Annotated in this window: 14 protein-coding genes; 5 read left to right on the top strand and 9 right to left on the bottom strand. The window is 73.9% G+C overall.

What is annotated here, in order from left to right; translation table 11 throughout:
• Nucleotides 1–21 precede the first annotated feature (21 nt).
• Nucleotides 22–1,674 carry a penicillin-binding transpeptidase domain-containing protein gene (locus ACH4FX_RS02300; protein WP_398474293.1) on the top strand — a complete coding sequence of 551 codons (1,653 nt, stop codon included), beginning with the start codon at nucleotides 22–24 and terminating at the stop codon, nucleotides 1,672–1,674.
• Nucleotides 1,675–1,905: 231 nt separating this feature from the next.
• Nucleotides 1,906–2,751, top strand: a complete 846-nt coding sequence (locus ACH4FX_RS02295) for an EamA family transporter (RefSeq protein ID WP_398474292.1) — start codon at nucleotides 1,906–1,908, stop codon at nucleotides 2,749–2,751.
• Between the two features lie 15 nt (nucleotides 2,752–2,766).
• Here ACH4FX_RS02295 and ACH4FX_RS02290 read toward each other — a convergent pair whose 3' ends face one another.
• The 6 genes from ACH4FX_RS02290 to ACH4FX_RS02265 all read right to left on the bottom strand — a co-directional run bounded on the left by ACH4FX_RS02290 (nucleotide 2,767) and on the right by ACH4FX_RS02265 (nucleotide 7,988).
• The gene (locus ACH4FX_RS02290) at nucleotides 2,767–3,579 is read right to left on the bottom strand and encodes an SDR family NAD(P)-dependent oxidoreductase (protein ID WP_398474291.1); all 813 of its coding nucleotides are present in this window, start codon (nucleotides 3,577–3,579) and stop codon (nucleotides 2,767–2,769) included.
• 78 nt (nucleotides 3,580–3,657) lie between these two features.
• Nucleotides 3,658–3,819 carry a hypothetical protein gene (locus tag ACH4FX_RS02285; protein ID WP_398474290.1) on the bottom strand — a complete coding sequence of 54 codons (162 nt, stop codon included), beginning with the start codon at nucleotides 3,817–3,819 and terminating at the stop codon, nucleotides 3,658–3,660.
• A gap of 78 nt (nucleotides 3,820–3,897) precedes the next feature.
• The gene (locus tag ACH4FX_RS02280; protein ID WP_398474289.1) at nucleotides 3,898–5,139 is read right to left on the bottom strand and encodes a serine hydrolase domain-containing protein; all 1,242 of its coding nucleotides are present in this window, start codon (nucleotides 5,137–5,139) and stop codon (nucleotides 3,898–3,900) included.
• Between the two features lie 89 nt (nucleotides 5,140–5,228).
• Complete coding sequence (locus ACH4FX_RS02275) at nucleotides 5,229–6,035, bottom strand: energy-coupling factor ABC transporter ATP-binding protein (RefSeq protein WP_398474288.1); 807 nt, start codon at nucleotides 6,033–6,035, stop codon at nucleotides 5,229–5,231.
• Nucleotides 6,023–6,784 (bottom strand): cobalt ECF transporter T component CbiQ, encoded by a 762-nt coding sequence (cbiQ, locus tag ACH4FX_RS02270; protein ID WP_398474287.1) that lies wholly within the window; start codon nucleotides 6,782–6,784, stop codon nucleotides 6,023–6,025. The genes ACH4FX_RS02275 and cbiQ overlap by 13 nt, the downstream gene beginning before the upstream one ends.
• Nucleotide 6,785: 1 nt before the next feature.
• A complete protein-coding gene (locus ACH4FX_RS02265) occupies nucleotides 6,786–7,988 on the bottom strand; it encodes an energy-coupling factor ABC transporter permease (protein ID WP_398474286.1) in 1,203 nt (400 codons plus the stop codon).
• A 150-nt stretch (nucleotides 7,989–8,138) separates the two neighbouring features.
• Between ACH4FX_RS02265 and ACH4FX_RS02260 the strand changes: the two genes are divergently transcribed.
• Nucleotides 8,139–10,181 (top strand): DHA2 family efflux MFS transporter permease subunit, encoded by a 2,043-nt coding sequence (locus ACH4FX_RS02260; protein WP_398474285.1) that lies wholly within the window; start codon nucleotides 8,139–8,141, stop codon nucleotides 10,179–10,181.
• Nucleotides 10,182–10,254: 73 nt separating this feature from the next.
• On the opposite strand, the gene ACH4FX_RS02255 is transcribed toward ACH4FX_RS02260, so the two are convergent.
• The gene (locus ACH4FX_RS02255; RefSeq protein WP_398474284.1) at nucleotides 10,255–12,465 is read right to left on the bottom strand and encodes an MMPL family transporter; all 2,211 of its coding nucleotides are present in this window, start codon (nucleotides 12,463–12,465) and stop codon (nucleotides 10,255–10,257) included.
• Between the two features lie 147 nt (nucleotides 12,466–12,612).
• A complete protein-coding gene (locus tag ACH4FX_RS02250) occupies nucleotides 12,613–13,185 on the bottom strand; it encodes a TetR/AcrR family transcriptional regulator (RefSeq protein WP_398474283.1) in 573 nt (190 codons plus the stop codon).
• 178 nt (nucleotides 13,186–13,363) lie between these two features.
• On the opposite strand from ACH4FX_RS02250, the gene ACH4FX_RS02245 reads away from it, so the two are divergent.
• On the top strand, nucleotides 13,364–16,762 hold the full coding sequence (locus ACH4FX_RS02245; protein WP_398474282.1) for a S41 family peptidase: 3,399 nt from the start codon (nucleotides 13,364–13,366) through the stop codon (nucleotides 16,760–16,762).
• A gap of 74 nt (nucleotides 16,763–16,836) precedes the next feature.
• Nucleotides 16,837–17,454: a L,D-transpeptidase family protein gene (locus tag ACH4FX_RS02240; RefSeq protein ID WP_398474281.1), complete on the top strand. Its 618-nt coding sequence runs from the start codon at nucleotides 16,837–16,839 to the stop codon at nucleotides 17,452–17,454.
• Nucleotides 17,455–17,556: 102 nt separating this feature from the next.
• On the opposite strand, the gene ACH4FX_RS02235 is transcribed toward ACH4FX_RS02240, so the two are convergent.
• Complete coding sequence (locus tag ACH4FX_RS02235) at nucleotides 17,557–17,751, bottom strand: hypothetical protein (RefSeq protein ID WP_398474280.1); 195 nt, start codon at nucleotides 17,749–17,751, stop codon at nucleotides 17,557–17,559.
• Nucleotides 17,752–17,832: the final 81 nt, after the last annotated feature.

Raw genomic sequence — 17,832 nt, 5'->3', positions numbered from 1 at the left:
ATTCGGGAGGGGATCGGCGACATGCGCCGTGAGGTGAGATACGGGCTGATCGGCGGGGCGGTGGCCCTCGTCGCGGGCGGCGTCGGCGGCTACACGCTGCTGGGCGGCTCCGGCGACGACGAGCGGCCCCAGCAGGTCCGCGCGGCCCAGGACGGCAAGCCCGGCGGCGCGCCGCAGGTGAAGTCCGGTCCGCTGTCCGCCGCGGAAGTGACCGGCACCGCCGGGAAGTTCCTGGACGCCTGGAAGGCGGGGACCGCCGACAAGGCCGCCGCGCTCACGGACGACGCGAAGGCGGCCGGCGCCGCCCTCGCCGCGTACCCGAAGCAGACCCACTTCACGGACCTGAAGGTGACCCCCGGCAAGGCCACCGGCGACAAGGTCGCCTACACGGTCGCCGCCCGGATCTCCTACAAGGACATGAAGGTGCCCTACTCCTACGGCACTTCACTGACCGTCAAGCGCGACCCGGAGACCGGTGAGCCGCGCGTCGCCTGGGCGCCGAGCGTCCTCCACCCCAAGCTGGGCAAGGGCGACGTGCTGCGGACCGGCGAGTCGCAGGCGCCGCCCATCAAGGCCGTGGACCGCAACGGCGCCGAGCTGACGAAGGAGGCGCACCCGGCGCTGGCCGGGGTGCTGGACAGCCTGCGCGACAAGTACGGCAAGAAGACGGACGGCAAGCCGGGCGTCGAACTGTTCGTCGACCGGGCCGGCGACAGCACGACCAAGCAGCCCGACGAGACGCTGAAGGTGCTCTCCAAGGGCACGCCCGGCACGCTGAAGACCACGCTGGACGCCTCGGTGCAGTCGGCGGCGGAGAAGGCGGTCAAGGGCAAGCCGAAGGCGTCCGCGGTGGCCCTCAAGCCGAGCACGGGCGAGATCCTGGCCATCGCCAACTCGCCGGAGAAGGGCTTCAACACGGCCACCCAGGGCTCGCTGGCGCCCGGCTCCACGATGAAGATCGTGACGGCCTCGATGCTGATCGACAAGGGGCTGACGGCGCCGGACAAGCCGCACCCGTGCGAGAAGTTCGTGACGGTCGGCGGCTGGAAGTTCCAGAACCTGAACAAGACGGAGATCAAGAACGGCACCTTCGCGCAGAGCTTCGCCGCGTCCTGCAACAACGCCTTCATCTCCATGGCGCCCAAGCTCCGGAACGACGACCTGACGAAGCAGGCCCGGGACGTCTTCGGCATCGGCCTGAACTGGCAGACCGGCATCCCCACCTTCGACGGCGCGGTGCCGGTGCAGAGCGACGCGCAGATGGCCGCCTCGCTGATCGGGCAGGGCGGGGTGCGGATGAACCCGCTGACCGTCGCCTCGGTCGCCGCGACCGTGCAGAACGGCGGCTTCCACCAGCCGTACGTCGTCGCGCCCGCGCTGGACGGCCGGGCCCTGGCCAAGGCCCCGCGCGCGATGAAGCCGGACACCGCGTCGGCGCTGAAGTCCCTGATGAAGCTGACCGCCACCTCCGGTACGGCGGCCGAGGCGATGTCCGGGCTCAGCGGTGACATCGGCGCGAAGACCGGGTCGGCGGAGGTGGACGGCCAGGAGAAGCCGAACGCCTGGTTCACCGCCTACCGCGGCGACCTGGCCGCGGCGGCCGTCGTCCCGGCCAGCGGCCACGGCGGCTCGAACGCCGGACCGGTCGTCCGCTCGATCCTCTCGGCGGGCTGAGCCCCCACCCGGCCCGGGACCGGCCGCTTCCCGGGCCCGGGCGCCCCTCCCGGCCCGGGGCGGCCCCGCCCCGGGTGATCTCGCACACCCCCCTCCCGCGCACCGTCGCATGGCCCGTACAGCTACAGCTAGCGTGCGGGTCATGCGCCATTTCCCGTACGGTCACCACGCGCCCCGCCCGCCGGCCCCGCAGGCCCGGAGCCGGACGGCCGGCATACGCGGGCGGGCCGCATGAGCCCGCTGGTCGTCGCCGCGGTCCTGGTCGCCGCCGTCACGCACGCCAGTTGGAACGCGATCGCCCACAACATCAAGGACCAGCTGCTCGCCTTCACCCTGGTCGGCGGCGGCGGTGCGCTCTGCGGTGCCGTGATCGCCTGTTTCACACCGCTCCCGGCGGCCGGCGCATGGCCGCCGCTCGCCGCCTCCGCCGTCCTGCACGTCGTCTACCAGGTCCTGCTGATGCAGTCGTTCCGGCTGGGCGAGTTCGGGCAGATGTACCCCATCGCGCGCGGCACCGCGCCGCTCGTCGTCACGGTCCTGGCCGCCGTCTTCGTCGGCGAGGTGCCGGACGCGTGGGGGCTGGCCGGGGTGGCGCTCGCCTCGGCGGGCCTGGTCGGCGTCGCCCTGTGGGGCATCCGCGGCTCCGGCACGAAACCGCACTGGCCGGCCCTGGTCGCCGCGCTCGCCACCGGCCTGGCCATCGCCTCGTACACCACCGTCGACGGCGTCGGCGTCCGCGCCTCCGGCACCGCGCTCGGCTACATCGCCTGGCTGATGATCCTGGAGGGCCTGGCCATCCCCGCCTACGCGCTGGCCACCCGCCGCCGCGCCCTGCTCACCCAGCTGCGCCCGGTGGCCCTGCACGGCCTGGCCGGCGGTGTCCTCTCCGTCCTCGCCTACGGACTCGTCCTGTGGGCCCAGACCCGGGCGCACCTGGCCCCCATCGCCGCCCTCCGCGAGTCCTCCATCATCGTCGGCGCCGCCATCGGCACCCTGTTCTTCAAGGAACGCTTCGGCGCGCCGCGCCTGGTGGCGGCGGGCCTGATGGTGGCGGGGATCGCACTGATGCTGCGCTAGGCCCTGTCTTTCGGATCAGCCCTGGGCCGGGTCGCCGCGCAGTGCCCTGCCCAGGGACGTGTTGGCGATCAGGATGCCGCCGTCCACCGGGAGCGTGACGCCGGTGATCCAGGCGGCGTCGGAGGAGGCCAGGAAGGCCACGGCGGCGGCGATGTCCTCGGGGCGGCCGACGCGGCCCAGAGGGTATTCGGCCGCGGCGCGCTCCAGGGCCTCGGGGCGGTCGCCCCAGTTGGGGGTGTCGACCGTGCCCGGCGCGACCAGGTTGACCCGGACGCCCCGTCCGGCCGCCTCGCCCGCGAGGGTGCGGGTGAGGGAGGCCAGGCCGGCCTTGGCGGCGCTGTAGGCGTGGTTGCCGAAGTTCTGCTCGCCGTTGACCGAGCCGACGCTGACGATCGCGCCGCGGCCGCCGGCGGCGGCCAGGTGGGGCAGGGCGGCGCGGGCGCAGCGGAACGCGCCGCCGAGGGTGATGTCCAGGTCACCGGCCCAGTCCTGGTCCCGGTGGTCCTCGAAGCGCGGCGGGTCGGGCATGCACCGGTAGGCGTTGTTGACCAGCACGTCGAGCCCGCCGAAGCGCCGTACGGCGTGTGCGACGGCGGCCTCGGCCGCGGTGCGGTCCGCGACGTCGCAGGCGAGTGCTTCGGCGGTGCCGCCGTGGCCGCGTACGGCGTCGTCTTCCCGGATGCGGGCGGCCGCCTTCTCGGCCCGGTCCCCGTCCAGGTCGGTGACCAGGACCCGCGCGCCCTCGGCGGCGAGCCGCCGGGCGGTGGCCTCGCCGATGCCCCGGCCGGCCCCGGTGATCAGTGCGCTGTAACCGTCGAATCGCCTCATGCGCCCACCTTGGCGCACGAGTCCCACGGGCAACAGACCGCCGGGAGGGCCCGGCCGGTACCGCGCCGCGGGCCCGGGTCAGTACCGCTTCGGCGCCCGCTTCGGCTTCTCGCCGCGTACGGACGGCTGGTCCGCGTTGACCTCCTCGGCGCTGCGGTCCCGCTCGCTCCGCCGCGGCTCCGGCCGGTCCTGGGCCGGTCCGGCTTCCCGGGGGTCTTTCGTCCTGCGCTGGTCGGCCATGTCGGCTCCTTCACCGGTGGTGGGTCGTCGGGACGTACGGGTGCCCCGGGAGCCACACGCGACACGTGCGCCGCGTGCTCAGCCGTCCAGCGCCGCCCGCAGGGCGCGTACCAGCGCCTGGGCCCGCGGGTCCGCCGTCACGTTCTGCTGCATGCCGTTGGTGACGTAGCCGAAGGCCGTACCGGACTCGGGGTCCGCGAAGGCCAGGCAGCCGCCGCGGCCGGGGTGGCCGAAGGAGCCGGGGGCCAGCAGCGGCGAGGCGGGGCCGTGCAGCATGTAGCCGAGGCCGAAGCGGGTGTTCACGACGAGGGTGCGGTCCGGGCCGGCCGACTCCTCCGTACGGGCCAGGGTGAGCGTGGCGGGCGCGAAGAGGCGGGGGTGGCCGTCCACGGGGCCGATGAGCGCGGCGTAGCAGCGGGCCAGCGCGCGGGCGGTGGCGATGCCGTTGGAGGCGGGGAGTTCGGCGGCGCGGTAGGCGTCGGCGTTCTCGTCGGGGGCCGGGGTGATGGCGCCGAAGGCGCGCCGGGTGAGGGAGGCGGGGTCGCGGTAGGCGTCCGCGACGTCGCGCTTGGGGCGGACGCGCAGCCCGGCCGCGGCGGGCGGGGGCGGTGCCTCGACGTCGGCCAGGCGGCCGGCGCGGGCCCGCGCGTCGGCGGGGGCGCCGACCCACAGTTCCAGGCCGAGGGGCCCGGATATCTCGTCGGCGATCCAGGTGCCGATGGTGCGGCCGGTGACCCGCAGGACCAGCTCGGCCAGCAGCCAGCTGTAGGTCTGGGCGTGGTAGCCGTGGTCGGCGCCGGGCGTCCAGGCGGGGGCCTGGGCGGCGAGGGCGGCGGGGCCGCTGACGCCGTCGAGGGCCTGTTCGGGGGTGAGCGGGGTGTCCAGGACGGGCAGGCCGGCGCGGTGCGAGAGGAGGTGGCGGACCAGCACGCGGTCCTTGCCGGCGGCCTTGAACTCGGGCCAGTACGTGCCGACCGGCGCGTCCAGGTCGAGCAGGCCGCGCTGGTGCAGGAGGAGGGGGACGACGGCCGCGACGCCCTTGGTGGCGGAGCGGATGACCTGGGCGGTGTCCTCCTGCCAGGGGGCGCCGGCGTCCGGCGCGTGCCCGGCCTCGGCGGCCCCCTCGGCGCCACGGTCGCCGTCGGCGTCCCGGCTCCCGCCCCACAAGTCGACGATCTTGCGCCCGTGCCGGTAGACGGCGACAGCCGCGCCGCGCTCGCCGCGCCGCGCGAAGTTGGCCGCGAAGGCGTCGCGGACCGGCTCGAAGCCGTCCGCGACCGCGCCCTGGACGTCCACCACTGTTTCCCGCTTCCCACTCATCCGTCGCGTTTGTGACCTATCAATGGTGCAACGCGCGGATCAGTGCTGGTGACCACGGGCGCCGGCGGACGCGGTGTCCGGGGGCGCCGTCAGGGCGTGGGGATCGTCACAGACCGCGGGTCGAATCCGAAGGGCAGTTCGAGCCGGTGGGCGGCCATCAGGTCCGCGTCGCTCAGCAGTTCCTGTGTGGGCCCGTCGGCGGCGAGGACGCCGCCGGACAGCACGACGCCGCGCGGGCACAGTTCGAGCGCGTACGGCAGGTCGTGCGTGACCATCAGCACCGTCACGTCCAACCTCCGCAGGATGTCCGCCAGTTCACGGCGCGAGGCGGGGTCGAGGTTGGACGACGGCTCGTCCAGGACGAGGATCTCGGGGCGCATCGCGAGCACGGTCGCGACCGCGACCCGGCGGCGCTGGCCGAAGGAGAGATGGTGCGGCGGGCGGTCGGCGTACTCCGCCATGCCGACCCGGCCGAGCGCCTCGGCGACCCGCTCGTCGAGATCGGCGCCGCGCAGCCCGGCCGCGGCGGGCCCGAACGCGACGTCCTCCCGGACGGTGGGCATGAACAGCTGGTCGTCGGGGTCCTGGAAGACGATGCCGACGCGGCGGCGGATCTCGGCGAGGTGCCGCCGGGTGACCGGCAGCCCGGCGACCGTGACCGTGCCGGCGCCGGGCGTGAGGATGCCGTTCAGGTGCAGGACGAGGGTGGTCTTGCCGGCGCCGTTGGGGCCGAGCAGCGCGACCCGCTCGCCGCGCGCCACGGTCAGGTCGACGCCGAAGAGGGCCTGGTGGCCGTCGGGGTAGGCGTAGGCGAGCCCGGCGACCTCCAGGGAGGGCGCGGGAGCCGGTGCGGACCCGTCGGCGAGCGTGGTCACGGGGTTGTTCACAGCGTCCATCCCAGGAGGCATACGACGAGGGCGGCGGCGGGCAGGGCGGCGGCGCGGGTCCACTGGGCGCCGGTCGCGGCGACGGCGTCCGGTGCCGGCAGGGTGCCCCTGTAGCCACGGCTGACCATGGCGAGGTGGACCCGTTCGCCGCGCTCGTAGGAGCGGATGAACAGGGCGCCTGCGGACTTCGCGAGGACACCCCAGTGGCGTACGCCGCGCGCCTCGAAGCCGCGGGAGAGGCGGGCGATGCGCATCCGCCGCAGCTCGTCGGCGATGACGTCGCCGTACCGGATCATGAAGGAGGCGATCTGGACGAGCAGCGGCGGCATCCGCAGCCGCTGGAGGCCGAGCAGCAGGCCGCGCAGTTCGGTGGTGGCGGCGAGCAGGACGGAGGCGGCGACGCCGAGCGTGCCCTTGGCGAGGATGTTCCAGGCGCCCCAGAGCCCGGGCTCGCTCAGGGAGAGCCCCAGGACGGGCACCCGCGGCCCGGCGGCGACGAACGGCATCAGGACGGCGAAGGCCACGAACGGCACCTCGATGAGCAGCCGCTTGAGCAGGAACCCGGCGGGCACCCGGGCCGCCGCGGCGACCGTGGCGAGCAGCAGCGCGTACAGGGCGAAGGCCCACAGGGCGGTGCGCGGGGTGGCGACGACGGTCAGCACGAAGCAGAGCACCGCCGTGATCTTGCAGTGCGGCGGCAGCGCGTGCACCGGCGAGGGCGCGTGCCGGTAGAGCTTGTGGGCGTGCCCGGCGCCCATCTCAGGCCGATTCCGGGGTGTGCCGCGGGGGCGCCGGTGCGTCCCCGGCAGCGGCGTCCCGGGCCGCGCCGCGGCGGCGCCGTACGACGACGAAGACGCCGGTGCCGACGGCGAGCGTCGCGCCCACGCCGATCACCCCGGCGAGCCCGCCGGAGATCCGGGGGTCCGCGATGTCCTTGACGCCGTAGTCGGCCAGCGGCGAGTCCTTCGCGGCGTGCTCCTCGGCCTTGGCGTCCAGGCCCTGGTCCTGGGCGACCTTCTCCAGGCCGTCCGGGCTGGTGGAGGCGTAGTAGCTGAGGCCGCCCGCGCAGACGAGCGCGACGGCGACGCCGGCCAGCCAGAGGCGGCGGGTGGTGCGGCGGGCGGCGACGGGCCGCGGCGCCGCCGCCGGTTCCGGCTCCCGCTCCGGTTTCGGTTCCGGCTCCCCGGCATCCTCCCGCGCCGTCGTTTGCGCCGCGGGCCGGGCCACGGGAGAACTCCGCAGCTGGAGCGGCTCGGACAGCCCGCGCGCCCCGTACACCAGGTCGGGGCGCACGGCGAGGACCGCGCCGACGGTCAGCGCGGTGATGGCGGCCTCGCCGAGGCCGATGAGGACGTGGACGCCGGTCATCGCCGCGAAGACGGTGCCGAGCGGCACGTCGGTGGTGCCGCCCAGCGCGTACAGGCCGGTGAAGGCGACGGCGGCGGCCGGTACGGAGGCCGCGGCGGCCACGAAGGTCGCGACCGTGACCGCGCGGCGCCCGCGCGGCAGCACCTTGACCAGACCGCGGAAGATCCCGTACGCGACGAGGACGGTCACCACCGCCATGTCGGTGATGTTCACGCCGAGCGCGGTCAGCCCGCCGTCCGCGAAGAGGACGCCCTGCATGAGCAGCACGACGGAGACGCAGAGCACGCCGGTGTACGGGCCGACCAGGATCGCGGCCAGCGCGCCGCCCAGCAGGTGTCCGCTGGTCCCGGCGGCGACCGGGAAGTTGAGCATCTGTACGGCGAAGATGAAGGCGGCGACCAGGCCGGCGAGGGGCGCGGTGCGCTCGGCGCCGGGCGCGGTGTCCGGCCCGTCCTGGCCCGTTCCGTCCTGGCCCGGTCCGTGGGCGCCCAGTTCGCGGCGGGCGCCGCGCAGGCTCACCGCGACGGCGGCAGCGGCGAGGACGCCGGCGGCGGCCGAAACGGGTGCGTCGATGAATCCGTCGGGTACGTGCATGAGGGTCTCCGCTCAGCCGCGCAGTCACTTCATCGTGGCGGTACTGCAAACGGGTCGCAAGAGCGCTAGGGGCGCGAAACGACAACGGTGTGTCACCCCCGCGGTGGCGAAAGGTGGCGAAGCAGGGCATTGGCGCAAAGGCTTGGATGCATGACCACGGCCGCCGCGGACGCCCCCGCCCCCGAAGCGCGCAGCGCTCCGCCCGCGCTCAGCCGCCGCCGTACCAATCTCGTCTTCACCACGATCGTGCTCGGCATGCTGCTGGCCGCCCTCGACCAGACGATCGTGTCCACCGCGCTGCCCACGATCGTGGCCGATCTGGGCGGCGGCGGGCACATGGCGTGGGTGGTGACGGCGTACCTTCTGGCGGAGACCGTCTCCACGGTCCTGGTGGGCAAGTTCGGCGACCTCTTCGGCCGGAAGATCATCTTCCAGGTGAGCGCGGTGGTCTTCGTCGGCGGGTCGGTCCTGGCCGGTGCCTCCACCTCGATGCTGATGCTGGTCGTCGCCCGCGCCGTGCAGGGCGTCGGCGGCGGTGGCCTGATGGTGACCGCGATGGCGCTGATCGCGGACGTCATCCCGCTGCGCGAACGCGGCAAGTACCAGGGCGCGCTGGGCGCCGTGTTCGGCGTGACCACGGTCGTCGGGCCCACGCTGGGCGGCCTGTTCACCGACCACGCGTCCTGGCGCTGGTGCTTCTACGTCAATATCCCCGTCGCCGTCGTCATGGTCGTCATGGCGGCCCGGACGGTCCCGGTGGTGCGGGCCGCGGTGCGCCCGCTGATCGACTACCTCGGCATCGTGCTGGTGGCGCTGGGCGCCTCGGGTCTGGTGCTCGGCCTGGAGTGGGGCGGCAACGAGTACGCGTGGGGCTCGGCCGTCATCATCGGCTTGTTCGCGGGCTCGGTGGCGCTGCTGGCGGCGTTCGTGTTCGTGGAGCTGCGGGCCAAGGAGCCGATGCTCCCCATGCACCTGTTCCGCAATCCGGTCTTCACCGTCTGCTCGGTGCTCAGCTTCATCGTCGGCTTCGCGATGCTCGGCGCGATGACGTACCTGCCGACGTACCTCCAGTTCGTCGACGGGGTCTCGGCGACCATGTCGGGGGTGCGCACGCTGCCGATGGTGGCCGGGCTGCTGGGCACCTCGATGCTCTCCGGCGTCGTCGTCAGCCGCACCGGCCGCTACCGCGTCTTCCCCATCGTCGGTACGGGCGTGATGGCCCTCGGCCTGTACCTGATGTCCACCATGGGCGCGGACACCGGCGTCTGGCTCGAATCGCTGTACATGTTCGTCCTCGGCCTCGGCATCGGGCTGGCCATGCAGGTGCTGACCATCGCCGTGCAGAACACGGTCAACTACCACGAGCTGGGCTCGGCGACCTCCGGCGTGACCTTCTTCCGCACGCTCGGGTCGTCGTTCGGCACCGCCGTGTTCGGCACGCTCTACAGCAACCGGCTGGAGCCGAACCTGAAGGCGGCGCTGGCCGAGGTGCCGGGCGTGCCGCCGGAGGCCGCGGCGAGCCCGCAGGCGCTGCACCGGCTGCCCGAAGCGCAGGCCAGGCCGGTGATCGACGCCTACGCGGACACCGTCAACCATGTCTTCCAGTGGGTGGTGCCGGTCGCGCTGGCCGGGTTCCTGGTGGCGTGGTTCCTCAAGGAGGTGCCGCTGCGGGACAGCGCGCGGGCCGCCGCCGGGGACCTGGGCGAGGGCTTCGCGGCGCCCGACTCCACCGATTCCGACCAGCAGTTGGAGCGGGCGGTGGCGCGGGTGATGCGCAAGGCGGAGGGGCCGGTGAGCCTGGAGGTGCTGGCCGCGTCCGGCAGTGCGCTCACGCCCGGCCAGGCGTGGGCGCTGGGCCAGATCCACTGGCGTACGCGCATCCACGGCGAGACGTCGCTCGCCGCCGTGGCACAGGCCCACCGGATGCCGGAGGAGGTGCTGGAGCCGGTCTTCACACGGGTCATGTCGGCCGGGTACGCGCGCCGGGAAGACGGCTCGCTGGTGCTGTCCGCGGCGGGCCGTGCCGAGATCGAGCGGCTGATCGTCGCCTGGCGCGAGTGGCTGGACGACCGCCTGGAGGGCTGGACCGCGGACGACCCCGAGGACCGGGCCCGCCTGGCGCGTGCGCTGGACAGCATGGCGGCGCGGCTGCTGGACGAGGACTCCTCGCACCGGGAACGGACCGCGGTCTGAGGGCCGTACGGGCCGCTCTCCGTCCCCACGGGCCGGGGCGGACGCGTCGCTGACACGGCCGCCCCGGAGCGGCTCACACCTTGGTCGGTTCCGGCTGCGCGGCCGGCTGCTGCGGTGTCAGGTGCTGCTGGAGCCGTTCACCCTCCACATCCACGTTGGGCAGCGCGCGCCGGAGCCAGGCGGGCAGCCACCAGGCGGCGCGGCCGAGGAGCGCGAGGACGGCGGGGACGATGGCCATGCGGACCACGAACGCGTCGAAGAAGACGGCGACGGCGAGCCCGAACCCGATCATCTTGATCATCGATTCGGAGGAGCCGATGAAGCCCGCGAAGACCGAGATCATGATGACCGCCGCGGCCGTGACCACCCGCGCGCCGTGCCGGAAGCCGGTGACCACCGCCTGGCCGGGCCGCTCCCCGTGGACGTACGCCTCGCGCATCCGCGTGACGAGGAAGACCTCGTAGTCCATGGCGAGTCCGAAGACCACGCCCACCAGGAAGATCGGCATCATGCTCATGACCGGCCCGGTCTGCTCGACGCCGAACAGGCCGGACAGCCAGCCCCACTGGAAGACCGCGACCACCGCGCCGAGCGCCGCGACGACCGAGAGCAGGAAGCCGAGCGCCGCCTTCAGGGGCACCAGGACCGAGCGGAAGACCACCATCAGGAGCAGGAAGGCCAGGCCGACCACCAGCGCCAGGTAGGGCAGCAGCGCGTCGTCGAGCTTCTCGGACACGTCGATGTTCATCGCGGTGGTGCCGGTGACCAGCGCCCGCGCGTCGGCGTCCCGCGCCGCGTCGCCCGCCTTGCCGCGGATCTCGTGGACCAGGTCCTCCGTCGCGGTGCTGCTCGGCTTGGATGCCGGTACGACGCTGAGCATCGCGGTGTCCCCGGCCTGGTTGAAGGTGGGCGGGGTGACGGCCGCGACGCCGTCGAGCTTGGCGACCGTACCGGCGACCCGCGCTGCCGCGGCCTTGGGGTCCTTGCTGCCCTGGCCGTCCACGACCAGCATCAGCGGCCCGTTGAAGCCCGGCCCGAACCCGTCGGACAGCAGGTCGTACGCCTTGCGCTGGGTGGTGCCGGCGGGCTGCGCGCCGTCGTCCGGCAGGCCCATCTCCAGCGAGCTCGCGGGTACGGCGATGACGCCCAGGCCGACAACTCCGGCCAGCAGCACGGCGACCGGCCGCCGCAGCACGAAACGCGCCCAGCGGGTGCCCGTGTTCGGCCTTCCGCCGTCGGCCTCCCCGGCAGCGGCGGCGCCCTTGCGGGCCTTGCGGCTCAGCACCCGCTTGCCCGCGAAGCCCAGCAGCGCGGGGATGAGGGTCAGCGCGACCAGGACGGCGATGACGACCGTGCCGGCCGCGGCGATGCCCATCTTCGTGAGCATCGGGATGTTGACCACCGACAGGCCCACCAGGGCGATGACGACGGTCAGTCCGGCGAAGACCACCGCGGACCCGGCGGTGCCCACCGCGCGCCCGGCGGCCTCCTCGCGCTCGCGGCCCTCGGCCAGTTCGGAGCGGTAGCGGGAGACGATGAACAGCGCGTAGTCGATGCCGACGGCGAGGCCGATCATCATGGCGAGGGTGGACGTCGTACTGGACAGGTCCAGCACGCTGCCCAGCGCGGTGATCGACGAGACGCCGATGCCCACCCCGATCAGCGCCGTCAGCAGCGGCAGTCCGGCGGCTATCAGCGCGCCGAAGGTGATGACGAGGACGACGGCGGAGATGACGATGCCGATGACCTCGGTGGCGCCGGTCTCCGGCATCGCCTGGAGCGCGTTGCCGCCGATCTCGACGGTCAGCCCGGCGTCCCGGCCGTGCTGGGCCGCGTCCTTGAGCGCGTCGCGCGCGTCGTCCGTCAGCTCGAAGCCGGACACCTTGTAGGTGACCTGCGCGTAGGCGGTGCTGCCGTCCTTGGCCACGCCCTTGGCCAGGTACGGGTCGGAGACCGAGGCGACCTGCGGCGAGGTCGACTTCAGCTCGCCGACGACCTTCTCGACGGCCTGCTGCTGCGCCGGCGCGGTCACCTTCTGCCCGTCGGGCGCCTTGAAGACCACACGCGCGGTCGCGCCGTCCGCCTTGGTGCCGGGGAAGCGCTCGCCCAGCAGGTCGAAGGTCTTCTGGGACTCCGTGCCCGGTACGGAGAAGGAGTCTGCGGCGGGCGAGGAGGCGGTGGCGGCGCCGACACCGGCGACGGCCAGCAACGCCACCCATATCAGGGCGACGAAGCGGCGGCGCCGGAAGGCGAGCCGGCCGAGTTTGTAGAGGAATGTAGCCACGAGAAGGGGCGCTCCCGTTCGAGGTGGTGGACGTACAAGGGCATGCGGAGCCGGCCCGACGACGAGAGCGGCGCGTCGGGTGCTGCCTGTGTGTGTGGGGGGTGGGGAGTCGGGGACGGGGCGGCGGCCCGGGCGGGCTGCCGTCGTTCAGACGCCGAGGGCGGGGAGGACCACGGCGTCCACGTAATCGGCGAGAAACGCCCGGTCGGCGGGCCGGTCCTCGATGAGCTGCCGGGCGACGAAGGCGCCGATCAGCATGTGCGCCACGTAACGGAGCGCGGGACGGTCGGCGGGCAGCTCGCCACGGGCCACGGCGCGCGCGAGCATCGCGTCCAGCCCGTTGATCTCGGGCCCGATGAGCAGGTCGCGCAGCGCCCGGTGCAGGTCCGGGTTGTCGTGCGCGGCCCGCGCCAGGCCCCGGATCAGCGCGGAGTCCCGTTCCATCCGGCAGTCGTCGTCCTGGGCGACCATGGCGTGCAGGTCGCCGCGCAGGCTGCCGGTGTCGATGTCCGCGACCCGGACGGGCTTGTGGTGGTCCAGCGCCCTGGCGACCAGCTCCGGCTTGCCCTGCCACTGGCGGTAGAGGGTGGCCTTGCTGGCGCGGGTGCGGGCGGCGACGGCGTCCATGGTCAGGGCGTCGTAGCCGACCTCGCGGAGCAGGTCGAGCACGGCCGCGTACAGCTCGGCCTCGCGCTCGGGGGTCAGCCGGCTGCGGCCCATCGCGGCCACCTTCTCACGGAACGACTCAGGAAAACGAAACGGTTTCGTACAGCTTGGGTACGGCCCGACCGTACCCCCGGTCCCATCGAAACGGAAACGTTTCGATGGTGGTATGCGTCACGGGATCACCGGGCGCGGCCGAGTTGCCACCGTCCACCGGCGCCGAAACCATGGGGGCGTGAGTGACGGCGCGTATCTCCGGTTCCCGCATCTCCACGGCGAGATGCTGTGTTTCGCCGCCGAGGACGACCTCTGGGTGGCACCGCTGACCACCGACAGCGGCAGCGCTCCCCGGGCCTGGCGGCTGACGGTCGACCGCACCCGGATCGGCCACCCGCGATTCTCCCCGGACGGCAGACACATCGCCTTCACCACCTGGCGCAGCCTCGACCCCGAGATCCACCTCGCTCCGGTGGAGGGCGGTCCGGCCCGCCGCCTCACCTATTGGGGGAGCACCGACACCCGGGTCTGCGGCTGGTCCCCGGACGGCCAGATCCTGGCCGTCTCCTCGCACGGCCAGCCCTTCTCGTACTACTCGTGGGCCTACAGCGTCCCGACGGACGGCAGCCCCGGCGGCCGGCTGCCCTGGGGGCCGGTCTCGGACATCGCGGTCGCCGACTTCGCCGCGGACGGGCACCGGCTGGAGGGCGACGGCCATCCGTACGGGAACGTCGCCGACGGCGGCCCGGACGGCAACCACGACGACACGGTGGAGCGCCGGACGCTGCTGCTGACCGGCAAACCGCCGCACGAGCCCGCGTCCTGGAAGCGCTACCGCGGCGGCGCGATGGGCCGGATGTGGCTGCACGGCACCCGGCTGCTGCCGGATCTGCACGGGCACCTGGACGCGGTGATGTTCGTCGGCGACCGGATCGCGTTCCTCTCCGACCACGAGGGCATCGCCAACGTCTACTCCTGCAAGCCGGACAGCACGGATCTGCGCCGGCACACCGACCACGCCGACTTCTACGCCCGGCACGCGGCCACCGACGGGCAGCGCATCGTCTACCAGTGCGGCGGCGACCTGTGGCTGGTGGACGACCTGAGCCCGGGCGGCACGCCGCGCCGCCTCCAGGTGCGGCTCGGCGGGCCGCGCGCCGGACGCCGGACGTACCAGATCCCGGCCGGTTCCCACATCACCTCCCTCGCGGTGGACACCACCGGCCGGGCCAGCGCCGTCGGCGTCCGCGGCAGCCTGTACTGGCTCACCCACCGCGACGGCCCGGCGCGCACCATCCACGACGAGCCGGGGGTACGGGTCCGGCTGCCCGAGATGCTCGGCTCCACCGGCCGGATCGCCTACATCACCGACGCCGAGGGCGACGACGCGATCGAGATCGCCGACCTGCCGAAGGCCGGCATCCCGCGCGAGCCGCGGCGCCTCGCGGCCGGCCGGCTGGGCCGGGTGCACGAGCTGGTCTCCGCGCCGGACGGCGAGCGGCTGGCGGTGGCCGCGCACGACGGGCGGCTGCTGCTCGTCGATGTCGCGGCGGACGGCGACGGCGCGGGCCGGGTCACCGAGCTGATCAGGTCGGACAACGGCCCGGTGCGCGACCTGGCATTCTCCCCCGACTCGGGCTGGCTGACCTGGTCCCACCCCGGCATCGGCCGGACGCTGCGGCAGATCAAGATCGCCCGGCTCCCCGGCATCGGCTCCGGCTCCGGCGAGGGCGAGGGGAACGGCGAAGGACACGGCGAAGGCGCCGCCCGTACCGTCGTGGACGTCACCAACGGCCGCTTCGAGGACGAGCAGCCCGTTTTCACCCGCGACGGCCGCTACCTGGCGTTCCTGTCCTGGCGCGGCTTCGACCCGGTCTACGACGTGCACACCGGCGACCTGTCCTTCCCGCTCGGCTGCCGCCCGTACCTCGTACCGCTGTCCTCCGCGACGCCCTCCCCCTTCCAGCTGTCCGCCGACGGACGGCCCGCGGCGGGCGGCCTGGACCCGGCGGAGGCCCCGGTGACGGCCGAGGGCACCGCGCTGGTGGAGGTGGAGGGCCTGGCGAGCCGGGTGACACCGTTCCCCGTCTCGGCGTCCAAGTACTCGGCGCTGCGCCCGGTCGCCGGCGGCGGGCTGGTCTGGCTGCGCTGGCCGATCTCCGGCGCGCTCGGCGAGACCTTCGCCAACCCGGACAACACCTCGGGCCAGCCGACGCTGGAGCACTTCGACCTGGTCAAGGCCAAGCGCACCGAACTGACCGGCGCCATCGACTCCTACGCGCTCAGCGGCGACGGCACCCGGCTGGTCGTCAACGACGAGGGCGACCTGCGGGCGGTGCCCGCGACCGAGCCGCCGGACGCCGACTCGACGGTCCACCTGGACCCGCGGCGCATCCTGCACGACGTGGACCCGCCCGCCGAGTGGCGCCAGGCGTACGGCGAGGCGGGCCGGATCATCCGCGCGTACTTCTGGGACCCGGGGCTGAGCGGCGTGGACTGGGACGGGGTGCTGGACCAGTACCGGCCGCTGGTCGAACGGGTCGCCTCCCCCGACGAGTTCGCCGACCTGCTGCGCGAGGTGCTGGGCGAGCTGGGCACCTCGCACGCGTACGTCACGCCCGGCAAGCGCAACGAGGGGCCGCCGCACTACCAGCGCGCGATCGGCCTGCTCGGCGCCAACTTCGTCTTCAAGGACGGCTACTGGGTGGTGCGGCGCATCCTGCCCGGCGACTCCTCCGACTCCCGGGCCCGCTCGCCGCTGGCCGGTACGGGCATCCGCGAGGGCGCGGCGCTGACGCACGTGGACGGCCGCCGGGTCGATCCGGTGGCCGGCCCGTACCCGCTGCTGGCCGCGGCCGGCGGCACCACCGTCGAGCTGACCTTCGCGCCGGAGGGCGGCGGCCCGTCGCGCCGGGTGGCGGTGGTCCCGCTGATCGACGAGCGGCCGCTGCGCTACCAGGACTGGGTGGCCAAGCGCCGCGAGGTGGTGCGCGAGCTGAGCGACGGCAGGTGCGGCTACCTGCACATCCCCGACATGGGCGGCTCCGGCTGGGCGCAGTTCAACCGCGATCTGCGCATGGAGGTCTCCCGGCCCGCGCTGATCGTGGACGTCCGGGGCAACGCCGGGGGCAACATCTCCGAGCTGGTCGTGGAGAAACTGACCCGCACCATCGTCGGCTGGGACCTCACCCGCGACGCCCAGCCGGTCAGTTACGCCGGCACCGCGCCGCGCGGCCCGGTCGTCGCCGTCGCCGACGAGATGACCTCCTCGGACGGCGACATGATCACCGCGGCGTTCAAACTCCAGGGCATCGGCCCGGTCGTGGGCCTGCGCACCTGGGGCGGGGTGGTCGGGATGACCGGGCGGCACCGGCTCGCCGACGGTACGTACATCACGGTGCCGATGAACGCCGCGTGGTTCGAGGCGTACGGCTGGGGCGTGGAGAACCACGGTGTGGAGCCGGACATCGAGGCGCCGCGCTCGCCGCTGGACTGGGCCGAGGGCCGCCACCCCCAGCTCGGCGTCGCCGTGCGGACCGCGCTGGACCTGCTGGAACGCCATCCCGCCGCGACACCGCCGGACCTGTCCGACGTACCGGACCGGCGGCGGCCCGAACTGCCGCCCCGCAGCGGCTGAGCCACCGGCCGCACGGACCGGCGCGGGGACCGGACCGAGGGCAGGAAAGAGACCGCACACGACAGGAGCCCCGCATGGCAATCCGCCTGCGCACAGCGTCACCGGCCGCCACCGCTCTGTTGACGGCCGCCCTCACCGCCGCCGCGGCGCCCGCCGCCGCCCGTCCCATACCCTCCGGCAGCCCCGGCCCGCCCGACCGGGCAGGCGCGACCCACCTCGTCTTCGACAAGAATCAGCGCGACCCGGCCGACTCCCGGGTGCGCCTGGTGGAGTCCGGTACGGGCAGGGTGCTGGCCGACTACCGCGCCGGGTCCGGCCAGGGCGGCACGGCGGGCCGCGACGAGTGCGCGAAGAACAAGGGCTGGCTGCCGGACGGCACGTACCGGGTGCTGTCGCACACCACGCGCAAGAAGGGCGGGCGCGACGGCATCAACGGGTACGCGGTCCACGTCGCGGACAAGGTCTGCCGGGACGGCCGGACCCGGCGCACCGAGCTGTTCCTGCACAGCGAGATGCGCTCGGACGGCACCCAGGGCGTCGCGGTGCCGGGCCGCGACAGCCCGTACCGCTGGGACGGCGACGGCGATTACCGCTCGCGGGGCTGCGTCAAGCTGGCGCCGGCGGACCTCAAGCATCTGTTCGCGGCGGCGCAGCGGTACGGGTGGCCGACGATGCTCAAGGTCGTCAAGTAGCCTCCTGCCACCACGCGTTGTCCGCCCGGCGGCACAGGGTGAGGGGTGCACCCGACGGTACGGGTGCACCCCTCGTCACGCGCGCAGTGTGCGGTACGCGCGTCAGCCCTTGAACCTGTCCCGGGCGTCCTGCTCGGCGTCCGCGACCTGCTGGCGGGCCTGCTCCTCGCGGTCGCGCGCCTGCTCTCGGGCCTGCTGCGCGCGCCCGCTCGCCTCGTCCCGGCCCTGCTGGCCGCGCTGCTGCGCCTTGTCCTGGAGCTGCCGCTTCTTGTCCTCGAACTGATCCTTGATGCCCATGCTGTTCACTCCTGAAGGGGTGGTCGGGGGTGGGCCCCGACCAGCCTCGCACGCACCGACACAGCTCGCATTTCGATCATT

Origin of the sequence: Streptomyces sp. NPDC018019 (genome assembly GCF_044327805.1) — a bacterium.
In the GTDB taxonomy this organism is placed as follows: domain Bacteria; phylum Actinomycetota; class Actinomycetes; order Streptomycetales; family Streptomycetaceae; genus Streptomyces.
This window is presented reverse-complemented; position numbering and strand designations above follow the sequence as displayed.